This is a genomic window from Enterobacter sp. 302C9 (assembly GCF_034106085.1).
GTDB classification, from domain to species: domain Bacteria; phylum Pseudomonadota; class Gammaproteobacteria; order Enterobacterales; family Enterobacteriaceae; genus Enterobacter; species Enterobacter asburiae_B.
In genome coordinates, this window is record NZ_JAWNBW010000003.1 from 344,569 (window position 1) to 362,536 (window position 17,968).

A 17,968-nucleotide genomic window follows, 5' to 3' on the forward strand; every position below is an offset into this window, starting at 1 on the left:
CTCTCCTTTCGGGAGAGGGCAGGGGCGAGGGTGCCCATCTTCCCCTCACCCTAACCCTCTCCCAGAGGGAGAGGGAACTTAAATTCACTGCACGTTTCAGGAACCATCGCTCATGACACAGACTTTAAGCCAGCTTGAAAACCGTGGCGCCTTCATTGAACGTCACATTGGGCCGGATGCTCAGCAACAGCAGGAGATGCTGAAGACAGTTGGCGCGGATTCATTAAACGCACTGATCGGCCAGATTGTGCCAAAAGACATCCAGCTTGCCACGCCGCCTCAGGTGGGGGAAGCCACCACGGAATTCGCCGCGCTGGCGGAGCTAAAGGCTATCGCAGGCCTGAACAAGCGCTATAAGTCTTACATTGGCATGGGCTACACCAACGTGCAGTTACCGCCGGTTATCCTGCGCAACATGCTGGAAAACCCGGGCTGGTACACCGCTTACACCCCGTATCAGCCGGAAGTCTCTCAGGGCCGTCTGGAAGCGCTGCTGAACTTCCAGCAGGTGACGCTGGATCTGACCGGTATGGATATCGCCTCCGCCTCGCTGCTGGATGAAGCGACCGCCGCCGCCGAAGCAATGGCGATGGCAAAACGCGTGAGCAAGCTGAAAAATGCCAACCGCTTCTTCGTCGCGGCGGACGTGCATCCCCAGACGCTGGACGTGGTGCGCACCCGCGCGGAAACCTTCGGCTTTGACGTGATCGTCGACGACGCTGACAAAGTGCTGGATCACCAGGACGTCTTCGGCGTGCTGCTGCAGCAGGTGGGCACCACCGGCGAAGTTCACGACTACGGCGCGCTGATTGCCGAGCTGAAAACCCGCAAAGTGGTTGTCAGCGTTGCCGCCGATTTTATGGCGCTGGTGCTGCTGACGGCGCCGGGTAAACAGGGCGCGGATATCGTATTCGGTTCAGCGCAACGCTTCGGCGTGCCGATGGGCTACGGCGGCCCGCACGCGGCGTTCTTCGGCGCGAAAGATGAATTCAAACGCTCTATGCCAGGCCGCATCATCGGCGTCTCAAAAGACGCTGCCGGTAACACCGCGCTGCGCATGGCGATGCAAACCCGCGAGCAGCACATCCGCCGCGAGAAAGCGAACTCCAACATCTGTACCTCCCAGGTGCTGCTGGCAAACATCGCCAGCCTGTACGCCGTGTTCCACGGCCCGGCTGGTCTGAAACGCATTGCCAGCCGCATTCACCGTCTGGCCGATATTCTGGCCTGCGGTCTGCAGCAGAAAGGCCTTAAGCTGCGCCACGCTCACTACTTCGACACCCTGTGTGTGGAAGTGGCGGACAAAGCGGCCGTGCTGGCGCGCGCGAATGCAGCAGAGATCAACCTGCGCAGCGACATCCACAACGCCGTCGGCATTACGCTGGATGAAAGCACCACCCGCGACGATATCCTGAACCTGTTCAGCGTGTTGCTGGGTGACGCGCACGGTCTGGACATTGATGCGCTCGACAAAGAGGTCGCGCTCGACAGCCGCTCCATTCAGGAAAGCATGCTGCGTAACGATGCGATCCTGACGCATCCGGTGTTTAACCGCTACCACAGCGAAACCGAGATGATGCGCTATATGCACTCTCTGGAGCGCAAGGATCTGGCGCTGAACCAGGCGATGATCCCGCTGGGCTCCTGCACCATGAAGCTGAACGCCGCGGCGGAGATGATCCCGATCACCTGGCCTGAATTCTCCGAGCTGCACCCGTTCTGCCCGCCAGAGCAAGCGGAAGGTTATCATATGATGATCAACCAGCTTTCCGACTGGCTGGTGAAACTGACCGGTTATGACGCGCTCTGCATGCAGCCGAACTCCGGCGCGCAGGGCGAATACGCGGGTCTGCTGGCGATCCGTCACTATCACGAAAGCCGCAACGAAGGTCACCGCGATATCTGCCTGATCCCAAGCTCCGCCCACGGTACCAACCCGGCCTCTGCCCAAATGGCGGGCATGGAAGTGGTGGTGGTAGCGTGCGATAAGAACGGCAACATCGATCTGGTCGACCTGCGTGCGAAAGCCGAGCAGGCGGGCGACAAGCTCTCCTGCATCATGGTGACCTACCCGTCTACCCACGGCGTGTACGAAGAGACCATCCGTGAAGTGTGCGAAGTGGTGCACCAGTTCGGCGGTCAGGTTTACCTCGACGGCGCAAACATGAACGCTCAGGTGGGCATTACCTCTCCGGGCTTTATCGGCGCGGACGTGTCGCACCTGAACCTGCACAAAACCTTCTGCATCCCGCACGGCGGTGGCGGCCCGGGCATGGGCCCAATCGGCGTGAAAGCGCACCTGGCACCGTTTGTACCGGGCCACAGCGTAGTGCAGATTGAAGGCATGCTGACCCGTCAGGGCGCGGTCTCTGCGGCACCGTTCGGTAGCGCCTCTATCCTGCCAATCAGCTGGATGTACATCCGCATGATGGGCGCGGAAGGGCTGAAGCAGGCGAGCCAGGTGGCGATCCTGAACGCCAACTATATTGCGACTCGCCTGAAGTCTGCCTTCCCGGTGCTCTATACCGGCCGCGACGGTCGCGTGGCGCACGAGTGCATTCTCGATATTCGTCCGCTAAAAGAGCAGACCGGCATTAGCGAGCTGGATATCGCCAAGCGTCTGATCGACTACGGCTTCCACGCGCCAACCATGTCGTTCCCGGTTGCGGGTACGCTGATGGTGGAGCCAACGGAATCTGAAAGCAAAGCCGAGCTGGACCGCTTTATCGACGCGATGCTGGCCATCCACATGGAGATCGATCGCGTGCAGGACGGCGAGTGGACGCTGGAAGATAACCCGCTAGTTAACGCCCCGCACACCCAGGACGAAATGGTGGCAGAGTGGAACCACGGTTATTCCCGCGAGCTGGCCGTCTTCCCTGCAGGCGTGGCAAACAAATACTGGCCGACCGTGAAGCGTCTTGATGACGTGTACGGCGACCGTAACCTGTTCTGCTCCTGCGTGCCGATGAGCGAATACCAGTAATATTATTGGTGTAGTCATAAAGGCCGGGTAAGGCGAAGCCGCCACCCGGCTTTTTTATTGGGAGAAGAAAATGGCAATAGCACTGGTCACCGGCGCCAGCCGGGGCATTGGGAAAGCCACCGCGCTGCAGCTGGCGCGCGAAGGCTACACCGTGGCGGTGAACTATCACCACAACATTAAAGCCGCGACGGACGTGATCAACCAGATCGTTGAAGCGGGCGGTAAAGCCTTTGCCGTCCGCGCGGATATCAGTGATGAAGCCCAGGTGCTGGCGATGTTTGACAGCCTCGATCGTGAAGGCGAGCCGCTTCGTGCGCTGGTCAATAATGCGGGCATTCTGTTTGAGCAATCCACTATCGAGAACCTCTCCGCTGAGCGCATTAACCGCGTCCTGGCGACCAACGTCACGGGCTACTTTCTCTGCTGCCGGGAAGCGGTAAAACGCATGTCCTTCAGGCATGGCGGCAAGGGTGGGGCGATAGTGAACGTCTCTTCCGCCGCGTCGCGCCTGGGCGCGCCGGGTGAATATGTGGATTATGCCGCGTCCAAGGGGGCGGTCGATTCGCTGACAACCGGGCTATCGCTGGAAGTGGCGGCGCAGGGCATTCGCGTCAACTGCGTGCGTCCGGGTCTGATTTATACCGATATTCATGCGTCCGGCGGAGAGCCGGGGCGAGTGGATCGCGTGAAATCCTTGCTGCCGATGCAGCGCGGCGGCCAGCCGGAAGAGGTGGCGCAGGCGATTGTCTGGCTGCTGAGCGAGAAGGCGTCGTACGTAACGGGCAGTTTTATTGAGTTGGCGGGCGGGAAGTAAACCCCTCTCCCAAAGGGGAGAGGGGATCAATCGTAGGCCGGTGCAAGCGTAGCGCCGCCCGGCGTTACGGCGTTAAAGTTTCTCGCCGTTGCTGGCAATCACTTCCTTATACCAGTTAAAGCTCTTCTTGCGGGAACGCGACATGTCGCCCGTGCCGTCGTCGTGCTTGTTCACGTAGATAAAGCCGTAGCGCTTGCTGTACTGGCCGGTGGTGAACGACACGCAGTCGATGCAGCCCCATGGCGTATAGCCCATCAGATCCACGCCGTCGTGCGTCACGGCTTTGATCATCTCTTCCACGTGGGCACGCAGGTAGTCGATGCGATAGTCGTCGTTGATGCTGCCGTCTTCTTCCACCTTATCGTAGGCGCCGAACCCGTTTTCCACGATAAACAGCGGTTTCTGATAACGTTCGTACAGTTCGCACAGGGAATAGCGCAGGCCTACCGGATCGATCTGCCAGCCCCAGTCGGATGCTTTCACGTGCGGATTCGGCACGCTGCCTTCGAAGCCGGAAATCGCATCGCCGGTACCGCCTTCCGCTTTCACCGCGTTGGTCATGTAGTAGCTGAAACCTAAGTAGTCGCAGGTACCTTCACGCAGGATCTGCTCGTCGCCTGCCTCCATTTTGATGGAGAAGCCGCGGCGCTCCCACTCGTTCAGCACGTAGGACGGGTAGTAACCACGCAGCTGGACGTCGGTAAAGACATAGCGCTCGCGCATGGATTCCTGGGCGAACATCACGTCTTCCGGTTTGCAGGAGAACGGATAGAGCGCCACCATCGCCAGCATGCAGCCGACCTTCATCTCCGGGTTGATGCGGCGCGCGGCTTTCACCGCCAGGGCGCTGGCCACAAACTGGTGGTGCAGGACCTGGTACATGGTCTCTTCCGGATTGTCATGTTCGGTATAGACCACGCCCGAGCAGCAGTAACCGAACAGTGGCGCGCGCCAGTTACGCTGGTTATTGATTTCGTTGAAGGTCATCCAGTATTTGACTTTGTTTTTGTAGCGCTCAAAGACCACTTCCGCGAAGCGCACAAAGAAATCGACCACTTTACGGTTGGTCCAGCTGCCGTACTCCTGCACCAGGTGCAGCGGCATTTCGAAGTGGGAGAGGGTGATCACCGGTTCGATGTTGTATTTCAGCAGCTCGTCGAACATGTCGTCGTAGAACTTCAGCCCCTCTTCGTTTGGCTGCGTTTCGTCACCTTTCGGGAAGATGCGCGTCCAGGCGATAGAGGTGCGGAAGCACTTGAAACCCATCTCGGCAAACAGCTTGATGTCTTCTTTATAGTGGCCGTGGAAGCCGATCGCCTCGTGGTTTGGGTAGTATTTACCCGGCACTACTTCCTGGGTGATTTCGCGCGGGACGCCGTGCGCGCCGCCGGTCAATACGTCACAAATGCTTGGCCCTTTTCCGCCTTTGTTCCAGCCGCCTTCAACCTGGTGAGCGGCAACCGCGCCGCCCCATAAAAAATCTTTTGGTAAGGTTAATTTTTTCATCGCTGCTCTTCTCAATAAATGGCTTATTGGCATCGAGTCTAGCAAAGCGAAATTGAATGTCACGATATAACAATTCACAGTAAATGTGATTTGTTACATCAAAAAAACAGGGTGTTTTATTCTGTGAGTTTCTTCGCCAGTTTACGCCCGAGAGACTCCAGAATATAAATGACGGGAATTTGCGTGGTGATGTCATAGACGCCTGCAATACGCGTCTGAGGAACATGCCAGGAGAGATTAAAGTCCGCCAGTTTTGCGAGACGCGAGTGCTCGTGGCTGGTAATAGAGAGCACCTTGCAGTGATGCAGGCTGAACTGGCTGGCGAAGCGCAGGATCTCCTCGGTCTCGCCCGAGACGGAGAGCACAATCGCCAGCGCATTTTTCGCCATATCGTTGGTGACCGGGAAATAAGGATCATCAATATGGTTACTGAATTTTCCGATATTAGAAAAGAAACGTGCGCCATATTTTGCCAGCGAACCCGATGTTCCGGCACCGACAAATATAACTCGCTCTGACGATAAAATAATATCAACCGCCTTATCTAATAACGCATCGAACTCTTCATTATTCACGCTTTTAAAAAAGCTGATAATTTCGCTGGCACCGAAATTTGCCTGCTGGGGCTCGTTCTGTTCAAGATAAAGCTTAAAGCGCACCCGAAATTCAGAATACCCTTCACAGTTAAGCTTGCGGCAAAAGCGCAGGATAGTCGTGGTTGAGACGTCTGCCGCATCCGCCAGCTCGCGGATGGTCATGTACATCACTTTGTCACGATTTTTTATGACATAGTTGTAGACCATCATCTCCAGGTTATTGAGACTGGCAATGGCGGAATGGGAGAACATGCTCACAATGGCTACACTCACTCATCAGACTTTTCTTCAGGGAATAATAACATGCAGCCAAACGACATCACTTTTTTTCAGCGCTTTCAGGACGACATCCTGGCCGGGCGTAAAACCATCACTATCCGGGATAAAAGTGAATCCCATTTCAAAACCGGCGATATCCTGCGGGTGGGGCGTTATGAGGATGATGGTTATTTTTGCACCATTGAAGTAACAGGAACGTCAACCGTTACGTTCGACACATTGACGCAAAAACATGCTGAACAGGAGAACATGACCCTGGATGAATTGAAAAGCGTGATCGCAGAGATCTACCCCAGACAGAACCAGTTTTATGTAATTGATTTTAAATGTTTATAATTGAAATCGAAACGCACGTTCGCTGAAATTAAAGTGTAACTGTCTGATTGTAATTTAGAAACGTTATGTTTAACTTTATTTTAGCTAACAGGTGTTCACTGGAATCATTCTCAGTTAGCATAGTTATGCGATGAATAATCATCTTTTGTTTTCCCGGAGTTTTGTATGGTGAGCAGACCATTAATCGCACAGGGATATTCGCTGGCTGAGGAAGTAGCCAACAGCATCAGCCACGGCATTGGCCTGGTGTTTGGGATTGTCGGTTTAGTGTTATTGCTGGTGCAGGCGGTGGACGCCAATGCCAGCGCGATGGCCATTACCAGCTACAGCCTGTATGGCGGGAGTATGATCCTGCTGTTCCTGGCGTCGACGCTGTATCACGCGATCCCGCATCAGCGGGCCAAGATGTGGCTCAAGAAATTTGACCACTGCGCTATCTATCTTCTGATTGCAGGCACTTACACACCGTTTCTGCTGGTGGGGCTCAACTCACCGCTGTCGCGTGGCCTGATGATTGTTATCTGGAGCCTGGCACTGCTGGGGATCCTGTTTAAGCTGACCATCGCGCACCGGTTTAAGGTGCTGTCACTGGTCACCTATCTGACAATGGGCTGGCTGTCGCTGATTGTGGTGTATCAACTGGCAATCAAACTGTCGGTAGGGGGCGTGACGCTTCTGGCCTTAGGCGGCGTGGTGTACTCGCTCGGCGTGATTTTCTACGTCTGCAAGCGCATCCCATACAACCATGCCATCTGGCACGGCTTTGTGCTGGGCGGCAGCGTATGCCACTTTTTGGCGATCTATTTGTACGTGGGGCAGGTGTAGTTTTTTCCATCGTGCGGGCGGTTGCCCTCACCCCGGCCCTCTCCCACAGGGAGAGGGAGGGCACCTGGATACGATTACTCTTCTAACGAATATGGCAACGGCTCGATGCTCAGCGTGTTCGCATCGTCACGCACGCGGAACACGCTGTCGGCTTCCATGTCGTTGTTCATGACGGCCTGTACCAAAAGACGTCCATCATCCAGCTGTACGGCGGCTAACACGGTGCCGGTGCGGCGCCAGTTATCACCCATCTTCAGCTCTAAGTCTTCACCCGCTTCAGGTACACGGCTGGCATGGCCCGCCAGCGTCCAGAGCGCTCGTTTGTTAGCTCCGCGGAATTTTGCACGCGCCACCATCTCCTGGCCGGTATAACAGCCCTTTTTAAAGCTGATCCCCCCCAGAGCCTGCAGGTTTGTTGCCTGAGGAATAAACTGCGCGCTGTTTGCGGCGTCAATCACCGGCAGACCCGCTTCGATATTCAGCGCCAGCCACTGCTGACTGTTGTTGAGCTGCGCTTCGCCGCGCAGCGCTTCGGTCACGCGTTCGGCCGTTGCCGCATCCGTGACTAACAGGAAACGCTCCGCAGGGTGTTCAAACCACAGGATGGAGGTCGCGCCTTCGCTGACCACCTGCTTTTCTGCATCCGGCAGTTCGCTGAAGAGATTTTTCAGCGCCGCACGCGCCTGGAAACCGGCCACTCCCAGCAGGACATGTTCGTCGTCCGGGGCGATAGTGACTTTGGAGAAGACCGCGTACTTCTTCAGCTCTTTGAGCTGGGCCTCTTGCAGGCTGCGGCGCTCAATAAAGGCAAAGCCGTCCTGACGGCGGAAGAGTCGCAGGTTGCTCCACATTTTGCCTTTTGGGTCGCAATGCGCGGCCAGCAGGTGCTGGTGTTCGGTCATCTGGCTGACGTCGGCGGTCACCTGGCCCTGCAGATATTTTTCGGCGTCGGCACCGCTGAGCGTTGCCAGCGCCCAGTCATCAAGAGAAATAAGCGTCAGCGGCAGACGCGCAGAGGCGGCGGGCTGGCGAGGAGAAAATGGTGTAAATGCCATAACGATATCCTGAATTGCTTAACGCTTTGATAATGCCTAATGGTAAAAGAGCCTGCAGGCAATGCAAGCGCTTTCAACAGACCATTTGTGCCCTAAACCGGTTATGCGTAGCGCTACGCAAAATAATGTAATCCGCTGTCTTTGTAGGGATTATTCTGGAAGCCTGCTCGGCGATCGCAATATTCCAGTAATGAAACGGTCAAAAACACGTTACACTAGCTGGTGTCCCCGTAGAGAAATAAAGAACACTGAACGGGGTACCGACTGTGCCAAACGTAATGCAGGAAACTGAACATGGATATTAACAACAAGGCCCGTATTCACTGGGCGTGCCGTCGCGGCATGCGTGAACTTGATATTTCCATCATGCCTTTCTTCGAATATGAGTATGACAGCTTAAGCGATGATGATAAGCGTCTGTTTGTTCGCCTGCTTGAGTCTGACGATCCGGATTTATTCAACTGGCTGATGAACCACGGCAAACCCGCCGACACCGAGTTGCAACGGATGGTGCAATTAATTCAAACACGGAATCGGGAACGTGGTCCTGTGGCAATCTGATCTTCGCGTCTCGTGGCGCTCGCAGTGGATGTCTTTATTGCTCCACGGCCTGGTCGCGGCCTTTGTTTTACTGATGCCGTGGCCGCTGAGCTATACGCCGCTGTGGCTGCTGTTACTGTCGTTTGTCGTTTTTGACAGCGTACGCAGCCAGCGTCGCATTAATGCCCGTCAGGGAGAGATTAAATTACTGATGGATTCCCGCCTGCGCTGGCAGGGTAAAGAGTGGGATATTCTCGGTATGCCCTGGATGCTCAACTGCGGCATGATGTTACGGTTACGCAAGGTGGACGGCGGGCGTTGCCAGCATCTGTGGCTGGCGGCTGACAGTATGGATGCTGCCGAGTGGCGAGACCTGCGCCGGATGCTGTTGCAACAGACGACGCAGGGGTAATGCGCGTTAGCTAAACTTTTCAGCCATTTCGCCCAGAATCTGCTCGCACCAGCTTTGCAGGCGCTCATCGCTGAGATCGTACTGGTTGGTTTCATCCAGCGCGAGTCCAACAAACAGCTCGCCGTCGGCAATAATCGGTTTTTTACTGGTGAACTCGTAACCTTCGGTTGGCCAGTAGCCGATAAACGACACCCCTCTCGGCGCCAGCTTGTCATGCAGCATGCCGAGCGCGTCCAGGAACCATTCCCCGTAGCCCAGCTGATCCCCCATGCCGTACATGGCAATGATTTTGCCGTCGAGATTGACCGAATCGAGTTGATCCCAGATGGCTTCCCAGTCTTCCTGTATCTCACCAAAATCCCAGGTTGGGATGCCAAGGATCAGGACATCGTACTGTTCCATCAGCGCGACCGCGTCATCTTTCAGGTTATGCAACGTCACCAGTTCCGGGCCAATGATGTCGCGAATTTTCTCTGCCGCCATTTCGGTGTAGCAGGTGCTGGAACCATAGAACAGACCAATATTCATCGCGTAACTATCTCAATTCTTGCTTTGACTATGCGCGTAGTGTACCAGAAACCGGTCGCAATCAGGCATAATGGCCTGACTGCAGAATCAAAGGGGCTGATGTGGAAAAGGATCTCGCACTGATCGAACAGTTTCTCGACGCGCTGTGGCTGGAGAAAAATCTGGCGGAGAATACCCTCAGCGCCTACCGTCGCGATCTCACCATGCTGGTGGAGTGGCTTGCGCACCGGGGGTTATCCCTTGCGAGCGCGCAGCGTGACGACCTGCAGGCGCTGCTGGGGGAACGTATCGCTGGGGGCTACAAAGCCACCAGTTCCGCGCGTTTGCTCAGCGCCATGCGTCGGCTGTTCCAGCACCTCTACCGTGAGAAGATTCGCGAAGACGATCCCAGCGCGCTGCTGGCATCCCCTAAGCTCCCGCAGCGGCTGCCGAAAGATCTCAGCGAAGCACAAGTTGAGAGATTATTACAGTCACCGGCAGTTGACCTGCCGCTGGAGTTACGCGATAAAGCCATGCTTGAGCTATTGTATGCTACCGGCTTGCGCGTTTCGGAACTGGTTGGCCTGACGATGAGCGACATCAGCCTGCGTCAGGGTGTGGTGCGCGTCATTGGTAAAGGCAACAAGGAAAGGCTGGTTCCGCTGGGTGAAGAGGCGGTTTACTGGCTGGAAACGTACCTGGAGCACGGTCGTCCGTGGCTGCTCAATGGTACTTCTATCGACGTCCTGTTTCCGAGCCAGCGCGCCCAGCAGATGACGCGGCAAACGTTCTGGCATCGCATCAAGCATTACGCCACACTGGCGGGTATCGATAGTGAAAAGCTTTCGCCGCACGTATTGCGTCACGCCTTCGCGACGCATCTGTTAAACCACGGCGCTGATTTACGCGTGGTGCAGATGCTGCTGGGCCACAGCGATCTTTCCACGACGCAAATTTATACCCATGTCGCGACGGAACGCCTGCGGCAGCTACACCAACAGCACCACCCTCGTGCGTGAGTGCCGACGAATTGTAACAGGATCACATATGAAAAAGTCTTTCGCGCTGTTCACCCTGCTGGCAGCCTCATTTACCGGTTTCGCCCATGCGGACGACGCCGCCATCAAACAGTCGCTGGCTAAGCTTGGCGTCACCGGCAGCGATATTCAGCCTGCACCGGTTGCCGGCATGAAAACGGTACTGACCAACAGCGGCGTGCTGTACGTCACCGAAGACGGCAAACACATTATTCAGGGGCCAATGTACGACGTGAGCGGCGCGCAGCCGGTGAACGTCACCAACCAGCTGCTGATGAAAAACCTGAACGCGCTCGAAAAAGAGATGATCGTCTATAAAGCGGCGCAGGAAAAACACGTTATTACCGTTTTCACCGACATCACCTGCGGCTACTGCCACAAGCTGCATGAAGAGATGAAAGACTATAACGCGCTGGGCATTACCGTGCGTTACCTGGCCTTCCCGCGCGCGGGCGTGCAGAGCCAGCCAGAGCAGGACATGAAGGCTATCTGGTGTGCGAAAGACCGCAACAAAGCGTTTGACGACGTGATGAACGGCAAAGACGTTAAGCCGGCCTCCTGCGACATTGATATCGCTAACCACTATGCGCTCGGCGTGCAGTTTGGCGTGAGCGGTACGCCAGCGATTGTCCTGAGCAACGGCTATGTTGTTCCGGGCTATCAGGGACCAAAAGAGATGAAAGAGTTCCTCGACGCGCACCAGAAACAGTTTGGTGGTAAATAATCCGCGTGAAAGCCCCGATAAAATTGCGCCGCCGCGAGGCGGTTGAACCCGTTGATTTACCGGACGATCTCCCGGCGCTGCTTAAGCGTCTCTACGCCAGCCGCGGCGTGCGTCGCGCTGAGGATCTTGAACGCAGCGTGAAAGGGATGCTGCCCTGGCAGCAGCTGAGCGGTATCGAAAAAGCTACCGAAATGCTCTACAACGCGCTTCGAGAGGGAACGCGGATTGTGGTGGTAGGCGATTTCGACGCCGACGGCGCAACCAGCACCGCGCTGAGCGTGCTCAGCCTGCGCGCGCTGGGCTGCGATAACGTCACGTATCTGGTGCCGAACCGTTTTGAAGACGGCTATGGCCTAAGCCCGGAAGTGGTCGATCAGGCCCACGCCCGTGGTGCACAGATGATCATGACCGTCGATAACGGGATCTCCTCCCATGCGGGCGTCGATCATGCTCACGCGTTGGGGATCCCGGTGCTGGTCACCGATCACCACCTGCCGGGCGAAACGCTGCCGGATGCGGAAGCGATTATTAACCCCAACCTGCGCGACTGCGATTTCCCGTCGAAATCCCTCGCAGGCGTGGGCGTAGCGTTTTATCTGATGCTGGCGTTACGGACCCTGCTGCGCGATAAGGGCTGGTTCGACTCTCGCGGTATTGCCGTACCGAACCTGGCCGAATATCTCGATCTGGTGGCGCTGGGCACCGTCGCGGACGTGGTACCGCTCGATACCAATAACCGCATTTTGACCTGGCAGGGCCTAAGCCGCATTCGGGCGGGCAAGTGCCGTCCGGGGATCAAGGCGCTGCTGGAGATTGCCAACCGCGATCCGCTCAAGCTGGCGGCAAGCGACCTGGGCTTTGCCCTCGGGCCGCGTCTTAACGCAGCCGGAAGGCTGGACGATATGTCCGTCGGCGTGGCGCTGCTGCTGTGCGACAACATCGGTGAAGCGCGCGTGCTGGCCAACGAGCTGGACGCGCTGAACCAGACACGCAAAGAGATTGAGCAGGGGATGCAGGCCGAAGCGCTGACCCTGTGCGAAAAGCTTGAACGCAGCGGCGATACGCTGCCGGGCGGCCTGGCGATGTACCATCCCGAGTGGCATCAGGGCGTGGTGGGCATTCTGGCGTCGCGTATTAAAGAACGTTTCCATCGGCCGGTGATCGCGTTCGCCCCCGCGGGTGACGGCACGCTGAAAGGCTCTGGTCGCTCAATTCAGGGGCTGCACATGCGCGATGCGCTGGAACGTCTCGATACGCTGTATCCGGGTCTGATGATCAAGTTCGGCGGCCATGCGATGGCGGCTGGCCTGTCTCTGGAAGAGGCGAAGTTCGACGAGTTTCAGCGTCTTTTTGGTGAGCTTGTCACCGACTGGATTGACCCGGCCCTGCTGCAGGGGGAAGTGGTTTCCGATGGCGAGCTTTCACCGCTTGAGATGACGATGGACGTGGCCCAAATGCTCCGCGATGCCGGTCCGTGGGGGCAGATGTTCCCGGAACCGCTGTTTGACGGTCGTTTCCGTCTGCTGCAGCAGCGCATCGTCGGTGAACGTCATCTGAAGGTGATGGTTGAACCGGTCGGCGGTGGACCGCTGCTGGACGGCATTGCCTTCAACGTCGATACCTCCATCTGGCCGGACAACGGCGTGCGCGAGGTCGAGCTGGCGTACAAACTGGACATCAACGAGTTTCGCGGTAACCGCACCCTGCAGATCATCATCGACAATATCTGGCCAATTTAGCGGCAGTAATCTCTATAAAAAAGGGCGTGGATTCGGTACAATCCCGCTCTTATCACCGCATTTTGACAAGTCCATAAAAGAAAACAGACCATGTTTGAAATTAATCCGGTAAAAAACCGTATTCAGGACCTCACGGAGCGCTCTGACGTTCTTAGGGGGTATCTTTGACTACGATGCCAAGAAAGAGCGTCTTGAAGAAGTAAACGCCGAGCTGGAACAGCCGGACGTCTGGAACGAACCTGAACGCGCACAGGCGCTGGGTAAAGAGCGTTCCTCTCTCGAAGCTATCGTAGATACGCTGGATCAAATGGCTCAGGGGCTGGAAGATGTTTCCGGTTTGCTGGAGCTGGCCGTCGAAGCCGACGACGAAGAAACCTTTAACGAAGCCGTGGCAGAACTCGACGTGCTGGAAGAGAAGCTGGCGCAGCTGGAATTCCGTCGTATGTTCTCCGGCGAATACGACAGCGCTGACTGCTATCTCGATATTCAGGCAGGTTCTGGCGGCACCGAAGCGCAGGACTGGGCCAGCATGCTGACGCGTATGTACCTGCGTTGGGCAGAAGCGCGCGGCTTCAAAACCGAAATTATCGAAGAGTCTGAAGGTGAAGTCGCGGGTCTGAAATCCGTCACCATTAAAATCATTGGCGATTACGCCTACGGCTGGCTGCGTACCGAAACCGGCGTGCACCGCCTGGTGCGTAAGAGCCCGTTCGACTCCGGTGGCCGTCGTCATACCTCCTTCAGCTCCGCGTTTGTTTATCCGGAAGTTGATGAAGATATTGATATCGAAATTAACCCGGCGGACCTGCGTATCGACGTTTATCGCGCATCCGGCGCGGGTGGTCAGCACGTTAACCGTACGGAATCAGCGGTGCGTATTACCCACATTCCTACCGGGCTGGTAACACAGTGCCAGAACGACCGTTCCCAGCATAAGAACAAAGACCAGGCCATGAAGCAGATGAAAGCGAAGCTTTATGAGCTGGAGATGCAGAAGAAAAATGCTGAGAAACAGGCGATGGAAGACAACAAGTCCGACATCGGTTGGGGCAGCCAGATCCGTTCTTACGTCCTTGATGACTCCCGCATCAAAGACCTGCGTACCGGGGTTGAAACCCGCAACACGCAGGCGGTGCTGGACGGCAGCCTGGACCAATTTATCGAAGCAAGTTTGAAAGCAGGGTTATGAGGAACCAACATGTCTGAACAACAAGCACAGGGCGCTGACGCGGTAGTCGATCTTAACAACGAACTGAAAACCCGCCGCGAGAAGCTGGCAGCGCTGCGCGAGCAGGGCGTGCCGTTCCCGAACGATTTTCGTCGTGACCATACCTCAGACCAACTGCACGCTGACTTCGACGCTAAAGAGAACGAAGAGCTGGAAGCGCTGAACATCGAAGTGGCCGTTGCAGGCCGCATGATGACCCGTCGTATCATGGGTAAAGCCTCCTTCGTGACCTTGCAGGACGTTGGTGGCCGTATTCAGCTGTACGTTTCCCGTGACGACCTGCCGGAAGGCATCTACAACGAGCAGTTCAAGAAGTGGGACCTGGGCGATATCCTGGGCGCGAAAGGTAAACTGTTCAAAACCAAAACCGGTGAACTGTCTATCCACTGCACCGAGCTGCGTCTGCTGACCAAAGCCCTGCGCCCGCTGCCGGACAAATTCCACGGCCTGCAGGATCAGGAAGCGCGCTATCGTCAGCGCTACCTGGATCTCATCTCTAACGATGAATCCCGTAAGACCTTCAAAATTCGCTCCCAGATCATGGACGGTATCCGCCAGTTCATGGTCAACCGCGACTTTATGGAAGTGGAAACCCCAATGATGCAGGTGATCCCAGGCGGCGCGTCTGCGCGTCCGTTCATCACCCATCACAACGCCCTGGACCTGGACATGTACCTGCGCATCGCGCCGGAACTGTACCTGAAGCGTCTGGTGGTCGGTGGTTTCGACCGCGTGTTCGAAATCAACCGTAACTTCCGTAACGAAGGTATCTCCGTTCGTCATAACCCAGAGTTCACCATGATGGAACTCTATATGGCGTATGCGGATTACAAAGATCTGATCGAGCTGACCGAATCCCTGTTCCGCACTCTGGCGCAGGACATTCTGGGCACCACGCAGGTTCCTTACGGTGAAGAAGTCTTCGACTTCGGCAAGCCGTTCGAAAAACTGACCATGCGCGAAGCGATCAAGAAATACCGTCCGGAAACCAACATGGCGGACCTGGATAACTTCGATTCTGCGAAAGCGATCGCGGAAAGCATCGGTATCAAGGTTGAGAAGAGCTGGGGTCTGGGCCGTATCGTGACCGAGATCTTCGAAGAAGTGGCCGAAGCGCACCTGATTCAGCCGACCTTCATCACCGAATACCCGGCTGAAGTCTCTCCGCTGGCGCGTCGTAATGACGAGAACCCGGAAATCACCGATCGCTTCGAATTCTTCATCGGCGGCCGTGAAATCGGCAACGGCTTTAGCGAGCTGAACGATGCGGAAGACCAGGCTCAGCGCTTCCAGGATCAGGTTGACGCGAAAGCGGCAGGCGACGACGAAGCGATGTTCTTCGACGAAGACTACGTGACCGCGCTGGAGCACGGTCTGCCACCAACGGCGGGCCTGGGGATTGGTATCGACCGTATGGTCATGCTGTTCACCAACAGCCACACCATCCGCGACGTGATCCTGTTCCCGGCGATGCGCCCGGTGAAATAAGGCGTTAAGATGTAAAAAAAGCCCCGAAAGGGGCTTTTTTATTGCGCCGCGAAGGCTTTGAGTTTTTCGCGGGCGGTTGTCGCTTCCATGACCATCCACGGGCTAAAGGCCCAGGGCGTCGCGTCCAGCGCGCGGAATAACGCGTCCAGCTCCACCCACTGATAGTCCATCACTTCATCTTCGTTTATCGTCACGTCATTGGTGATGCGGGCCGCGAATACCGGGCAAATTTCGTTTTCCACGATCCCGGACGGGTCGGTTTCCCGATAGCGAAATTCAGGGGCGACGGCGGTGATATCGGTTAGCTCAGCGCCCACTTCAAAGCGGCAGCGGCGGATTATCGCCTGTATCGTCTCTTCGCCGGACTGCGGGTGGCCGCAGACGGAGTTGGTCCAGACGCCGGGCCAGGCTTTTTTGGTTAAGGCGCGCCGGGTGATCAGACATTCGCCGTTTGCGTTAAAAAGCCAGGAAGAGAAAGCCAGATGCAGCGGGGTATGTAAGGTGTGCGCGGCATATTTTTCCTGAGTGCCAATCACCATTCCCTGGTCGTTTACCAAAATAACGTGTTCTTGAATACTCATTGATGCTCCAGTGCCAAAATGCCGAGTGGTTCAGCACCATCAGCCGGATCATTATACGGCATTCTTATACGAACGGTTTGGCGCGTAGAGCGGAAAAGGGCATGACCCATATTCGTTTTGGCTGTTATCATAGTGCGCCATTCACGCTGACCGAGGATCTGTTTTGTTTGCAGGAAGCCTGACGAGAAACCCCATCACCGCCATTTTTTGCCTGACGCTGACGCTATTGCTGGCGGGCTGTTCAGGGAGCAAATCTTCGGATATGGGCAGCTATTCCGGTTCGGTCTATACCGTTAAGCGCGGGGATACGCTGTACCGGATTTCGCGCGCAACGGGAACCAGCGTGAAGGATCTGGCGCGGCTGAATAACCTCTCGCCGCCCTACACCATCGAGGTGGGGCAGCAGCTGAAGGTTAGCGGCGGCTCGTCCTCGGGCAAAAAATCCTCTTCGAAAGGCAAAACCGCCAAAGTGACGCCGTCCTATCAGGTGCCGCAATCATCATGGCCGCCGGTTGGACAGCGCTGCTGGATTTGGCCTGCCAGCGGTAAAGTGGTCGCCCCTTACTCACTTTCTGAAGGTGGCAACAAGGGTATTGATATCGCCGCTGCGCGCGGTACGCCGGTTTATGCCTCCGGGGCAGGGAAGGTGGTGTACGTGGGTAACCAGCTGCGCGGCTACGGTAACCTGATCATGATTAAGCATGGCGAAGACTACATCACTGCCTATGCGCACAACGATACTATGCTGGTCAACAACGGGCAGAACGTCAAAGCCGGGCAGAAAATTGCCACCATGGGCAGCACCGGTACGGACGCGGTGAAGCTGCATTTCCAGATTCGCTATAAGGCGACTGCCATCGACCCGCAGCGTTATCTGCCTGCGCCCGGCAGCAAACCGAAGTGCTAAGTGATTATTTTATCGCCGGTTAGTTGTTAAGAGGCTTGTATGAAGGTGCGTAAGGTCTATAATGCCATACGCACCTCAAAGCGGGCGTAGTTCAATGGTAGAACGAGAGCTTCCCAAGCTCTATACGAGGGTTCGATTCCCTTCGCCCGCTCCAATCTCCTGATAAATCAAGAGGTTACTATTTATCAGTTAGTTACGTTGCTCCGCTAAAGCAGGTACAACTTAAACTACCCATTGTTCTACGCCCGCACCTGTCGCGTGATTGGTCTGTGGTACAAGGGAGCATATCATCACGCTGGCGGTGGTTCCACGTTCTTACCGCGACAGCACAACAACGAACAAAAAGCCGCATACCTGGCACAACTCCCAAACAGATTGATCACACGCATTTAAGCCCGATGTGTGGCC

The 17,968-nt window shown here is 56.2% G+C and carries 17 protein-coding genes and 1 tRNA gene; 13 read left to right on the forward strand and 5 right to left on the reverse strand.

From position 1 onward, the window contains the following. The first annotated feature begins 112 nt into the window (after positions 1-112). Both gcvP and UR289_RS09680 read left to right on the forward strand, forming a co-directional pair. Positions 113-2,986: an aminomethyl-transferring glycine dehydrogenase gene (gene gcvP / locus UR289_RS09675; RefSeq protein WP_320709886.1), complete on the forward strand. Its 2,874-nt coding sequence runs from the start codon at positions 113-115 to the stop codon at positions 2,984-2,986. A 70-nt stretch (positions 2,987-3,056) separates the two neighbouring features. Continuing rightward, on the forward strand, positions 3,057-3,800 hold the full coding sequence (locus UR289_RS09680) for an SDR family oxidoreductase (RefSeq protein ID WP_032660097.1): 744 nt from the start codon (positions 3,057-3,059) through the stop codon (positions 3,798-3,800). A 72-nt stretch (positions 3,801-3,872) separates the two neighbouring features. Here UR289_RS09680 and bglA read toward each other — a convergent pair whose 3' ends face one another. Further along, on the reverse strand, positions 3,873-5,306 hold the full coding sequence (gene bglA, locus UR289_RS09685; RefSeq protein WP_320709889.1) for a 6-phospho-beta-glucosidase BglA: 1,434 nt from the start codon (positions 5,304-5,306) through the stop codon (positions 3,873-3,875). 116 nt (positions 5,307-5,422) lie between these two features. Further along, a complete protein-coding gene (locus UR289_RS09690) occupies positions 5,423-6,154 on the reverse strand; it encodes a MurR/RpiR family transcriptional regulator (protein WP_320709931.1) in 732 nt (243 codons plus the stop codon). Positions 6,155-6,205: 51 nt separating this feature from the next. Between UR289_RS09690 and yqfB the strand changes: the two genes are divergently transcribed. Both yqfB and trhA read left to right on the forward strand, forming a co-directional pair. After that, on the forward strand, positions 6,206-6,517 hold the full coding sequence (gene yqfB / locus UR289_RS09695; RefSeq protein ID WP_047060448.1) for a N(4)-acetylcytidine aminohydrolase: 312 nt from the start codon (positions 6,206-6,208) through the stop codon (positions 6,515-6,517). A gap of 165 nt (positions 6,518-6,682) precedes the next feature. Beyond that, positions 6,683-7,342, forward strand: coding sequence for a PAQR family membrane homeostasis protein TrhA (gene trhA / locus UR289_RS09700; RefSeq protein ID WP_033146591.1), 660 nt, complete (start codon positions 6,683-6,685; stop codon positions 7,340-7,342). 74 nt (positions 7,343-7,416) lie between these two features. On the opposite strand, the gene ygfZ is transcribed toward trhA, so the two are convergent. After that, a complete protein-coding gene (gene ygfZ / locus UR289_RS09705; protein WP_033146590.1) occupies positions 7,417-8,397 on the reverse strand; it encodes a tRNA-modifying protein YgfZ in 981 nt (326 codons plus the stop codon). Positions 8,398-8,691: 294 nt separating this feature from the next. On the opposite strand from ygfZ, the gene sdhE reads away from it, so the two are divergent. Next, positions 8,692-8,958 (forward strand): FAD assembly factor SdhE, encoded by a 267-nt coding sequence (gene sdhE / locus UR289_RS09710; protein WP_010435322.1) that lies wholly within the window; start codon positions 8,692-8,694, stop codon positions 8,956-8,958. Then, complete coding sequence (locus tag UR289_RS09715) at positions 8,939-9,349, forward strand: protein YgfX (protein WP_021242050.1); 411 nt, start codon at positions 8,939-8,941, stop codon at positions 9,347-9,349. The genes sdhE and UR289_RS09715 overlap by 20 nt, the downstream gene beginning before the upstream one ends. A gap of 6 nt (positions 9,350-9,355) precedes the next feature. Here UR289_RS09715 and fldB read toward each other — a convergent pair whose 3' ends face one another. Beyond that, positions 9,356-9,877, reverse strand: coding sequence for a flavodoxin FldB (gene fldB, locus UR289_RS09720; RefSeq protein ID WP_039262979.1), 522 nt, complete (start codon positions 9,875-9,877; stop codon positions 9,356-9,358). Positions 9,878-9,978: 101 nt separating this feature from the next. On the opposite strand from fldB, the gene xerD reads away from it, so the two are divergent. The 5 genes from xerD to lysS all read left to right on the forward strand — a co-directional run bounded on the left by xerD (position 9,979) and on the right by lysS (position 16,072). Next, positions 9,979-10,875 (forward strand): site-specific tyrosine recombinase XerD, encoded by an 897-nt coding sequence (xerD, locus tag UR289_RS09725; RefSeq protein ID WP_023309098.1) that lies wholly within the window; start codon positions 9,979-9,981, stop codon positions 10,873-10,875. A 28-nt stretch (positions 10,876-10,903) separates the two neighbouring features. Beyond that, positions 10,904-11,617: a bifunctional protein-disulfide isomerase/oxidoreductase DsbC gene (gene dsbC, locus UR289_RS09730; protein WP_320709892.1), complete on the forward strand. Its 714-nt coding sequence runs from the start codon at positions 10,904-10,906 to the stop codon at positions 11,615-11,617. A 5-nt stretch (positions 11,618-11,622) separates the two neighbouring features. Beyond that, positions 11,623-13,356 (forward strand): single-stranded-DNA-specific exonuclease RecJ, encoded by a 1,734-nt coding sequence (recJ, locus tag UR289_RS09735; protein WP_045355605.1) that lies wholly within the window; start codon positions 11,623-11,625, stop codon positions 13,354-13,356. 90 nt (positions 13,357-13,446) lie between these two features. After that, positions 13,447-14,545 (forward strand): peptide chain release factor 2 gene (gene prfB, locus UR289_RS09740; protein ID WP_096151315.1). Its coding sequence is split into 2 segments (ribosomal slippage): positions 13,447-13,521 and positions 13,523-14,545, totalling 1,098 coding nucleotides; the frame shifts between segments, so codons are not numbered across the junction. A 9-nt stretch (positions 14,546-14,554) separates the two neighbouring features. Continuing rightward, the gene (gene lysS / locus UR289_RS09745) at positions 14,555-16,072 is read left to right on the forward strand and encodes a lysine--tRNA ligase (RefSeq protein WP_320709895.1); all 1,518 of its coding nucleotides are present in this window, start codon (positions 14,555-14,557) and stop codon (positions 16,070-16,072) included. Between the two features lie 38 nt (positions 16,073-16,110). Here the strand turns inward: lysS and idi are convergent, their stop codons facing one another. Next, positions 16,111-16,653 (reverse strand): isopentenyl-diphosphate Delta-isomerase, encoded by a 543-nt coding sequence (gene idi, locus UR289_RS09750; protein WP_033146588.1) that lies wholly within the window; start codon positions 16,651-16,653, stop codon positions 16,111-16,113. A 163-nt stretch (positions 16,654-16,816) separates the two neighbouring features. On the opposite strand from idi, the gene actS reads away from it, so the two are divergent. Together actS and UR289_RS09760 are read left to right on the forward strand one after the other, a co-directional pair. Beyond that, positions 16,817-17,560, forward strand: a complete 744-nt coding sequence (actS, locus tag UR289_RS09755) for an amidase activator ActS (RefSeq protein ID WP_039262983.1) — start codon at positions 16,817-16,819, stop codon at positions 17,558-17,560. 80 nt (positions 17,561-17,640) lie between these two features. After that, positions 17,641-17,714 (forward strand) — tRNA-Gly (locus tag UR289_RS09760). Positions 17,715-17,968: the final 254 nt, after the last annotated feature.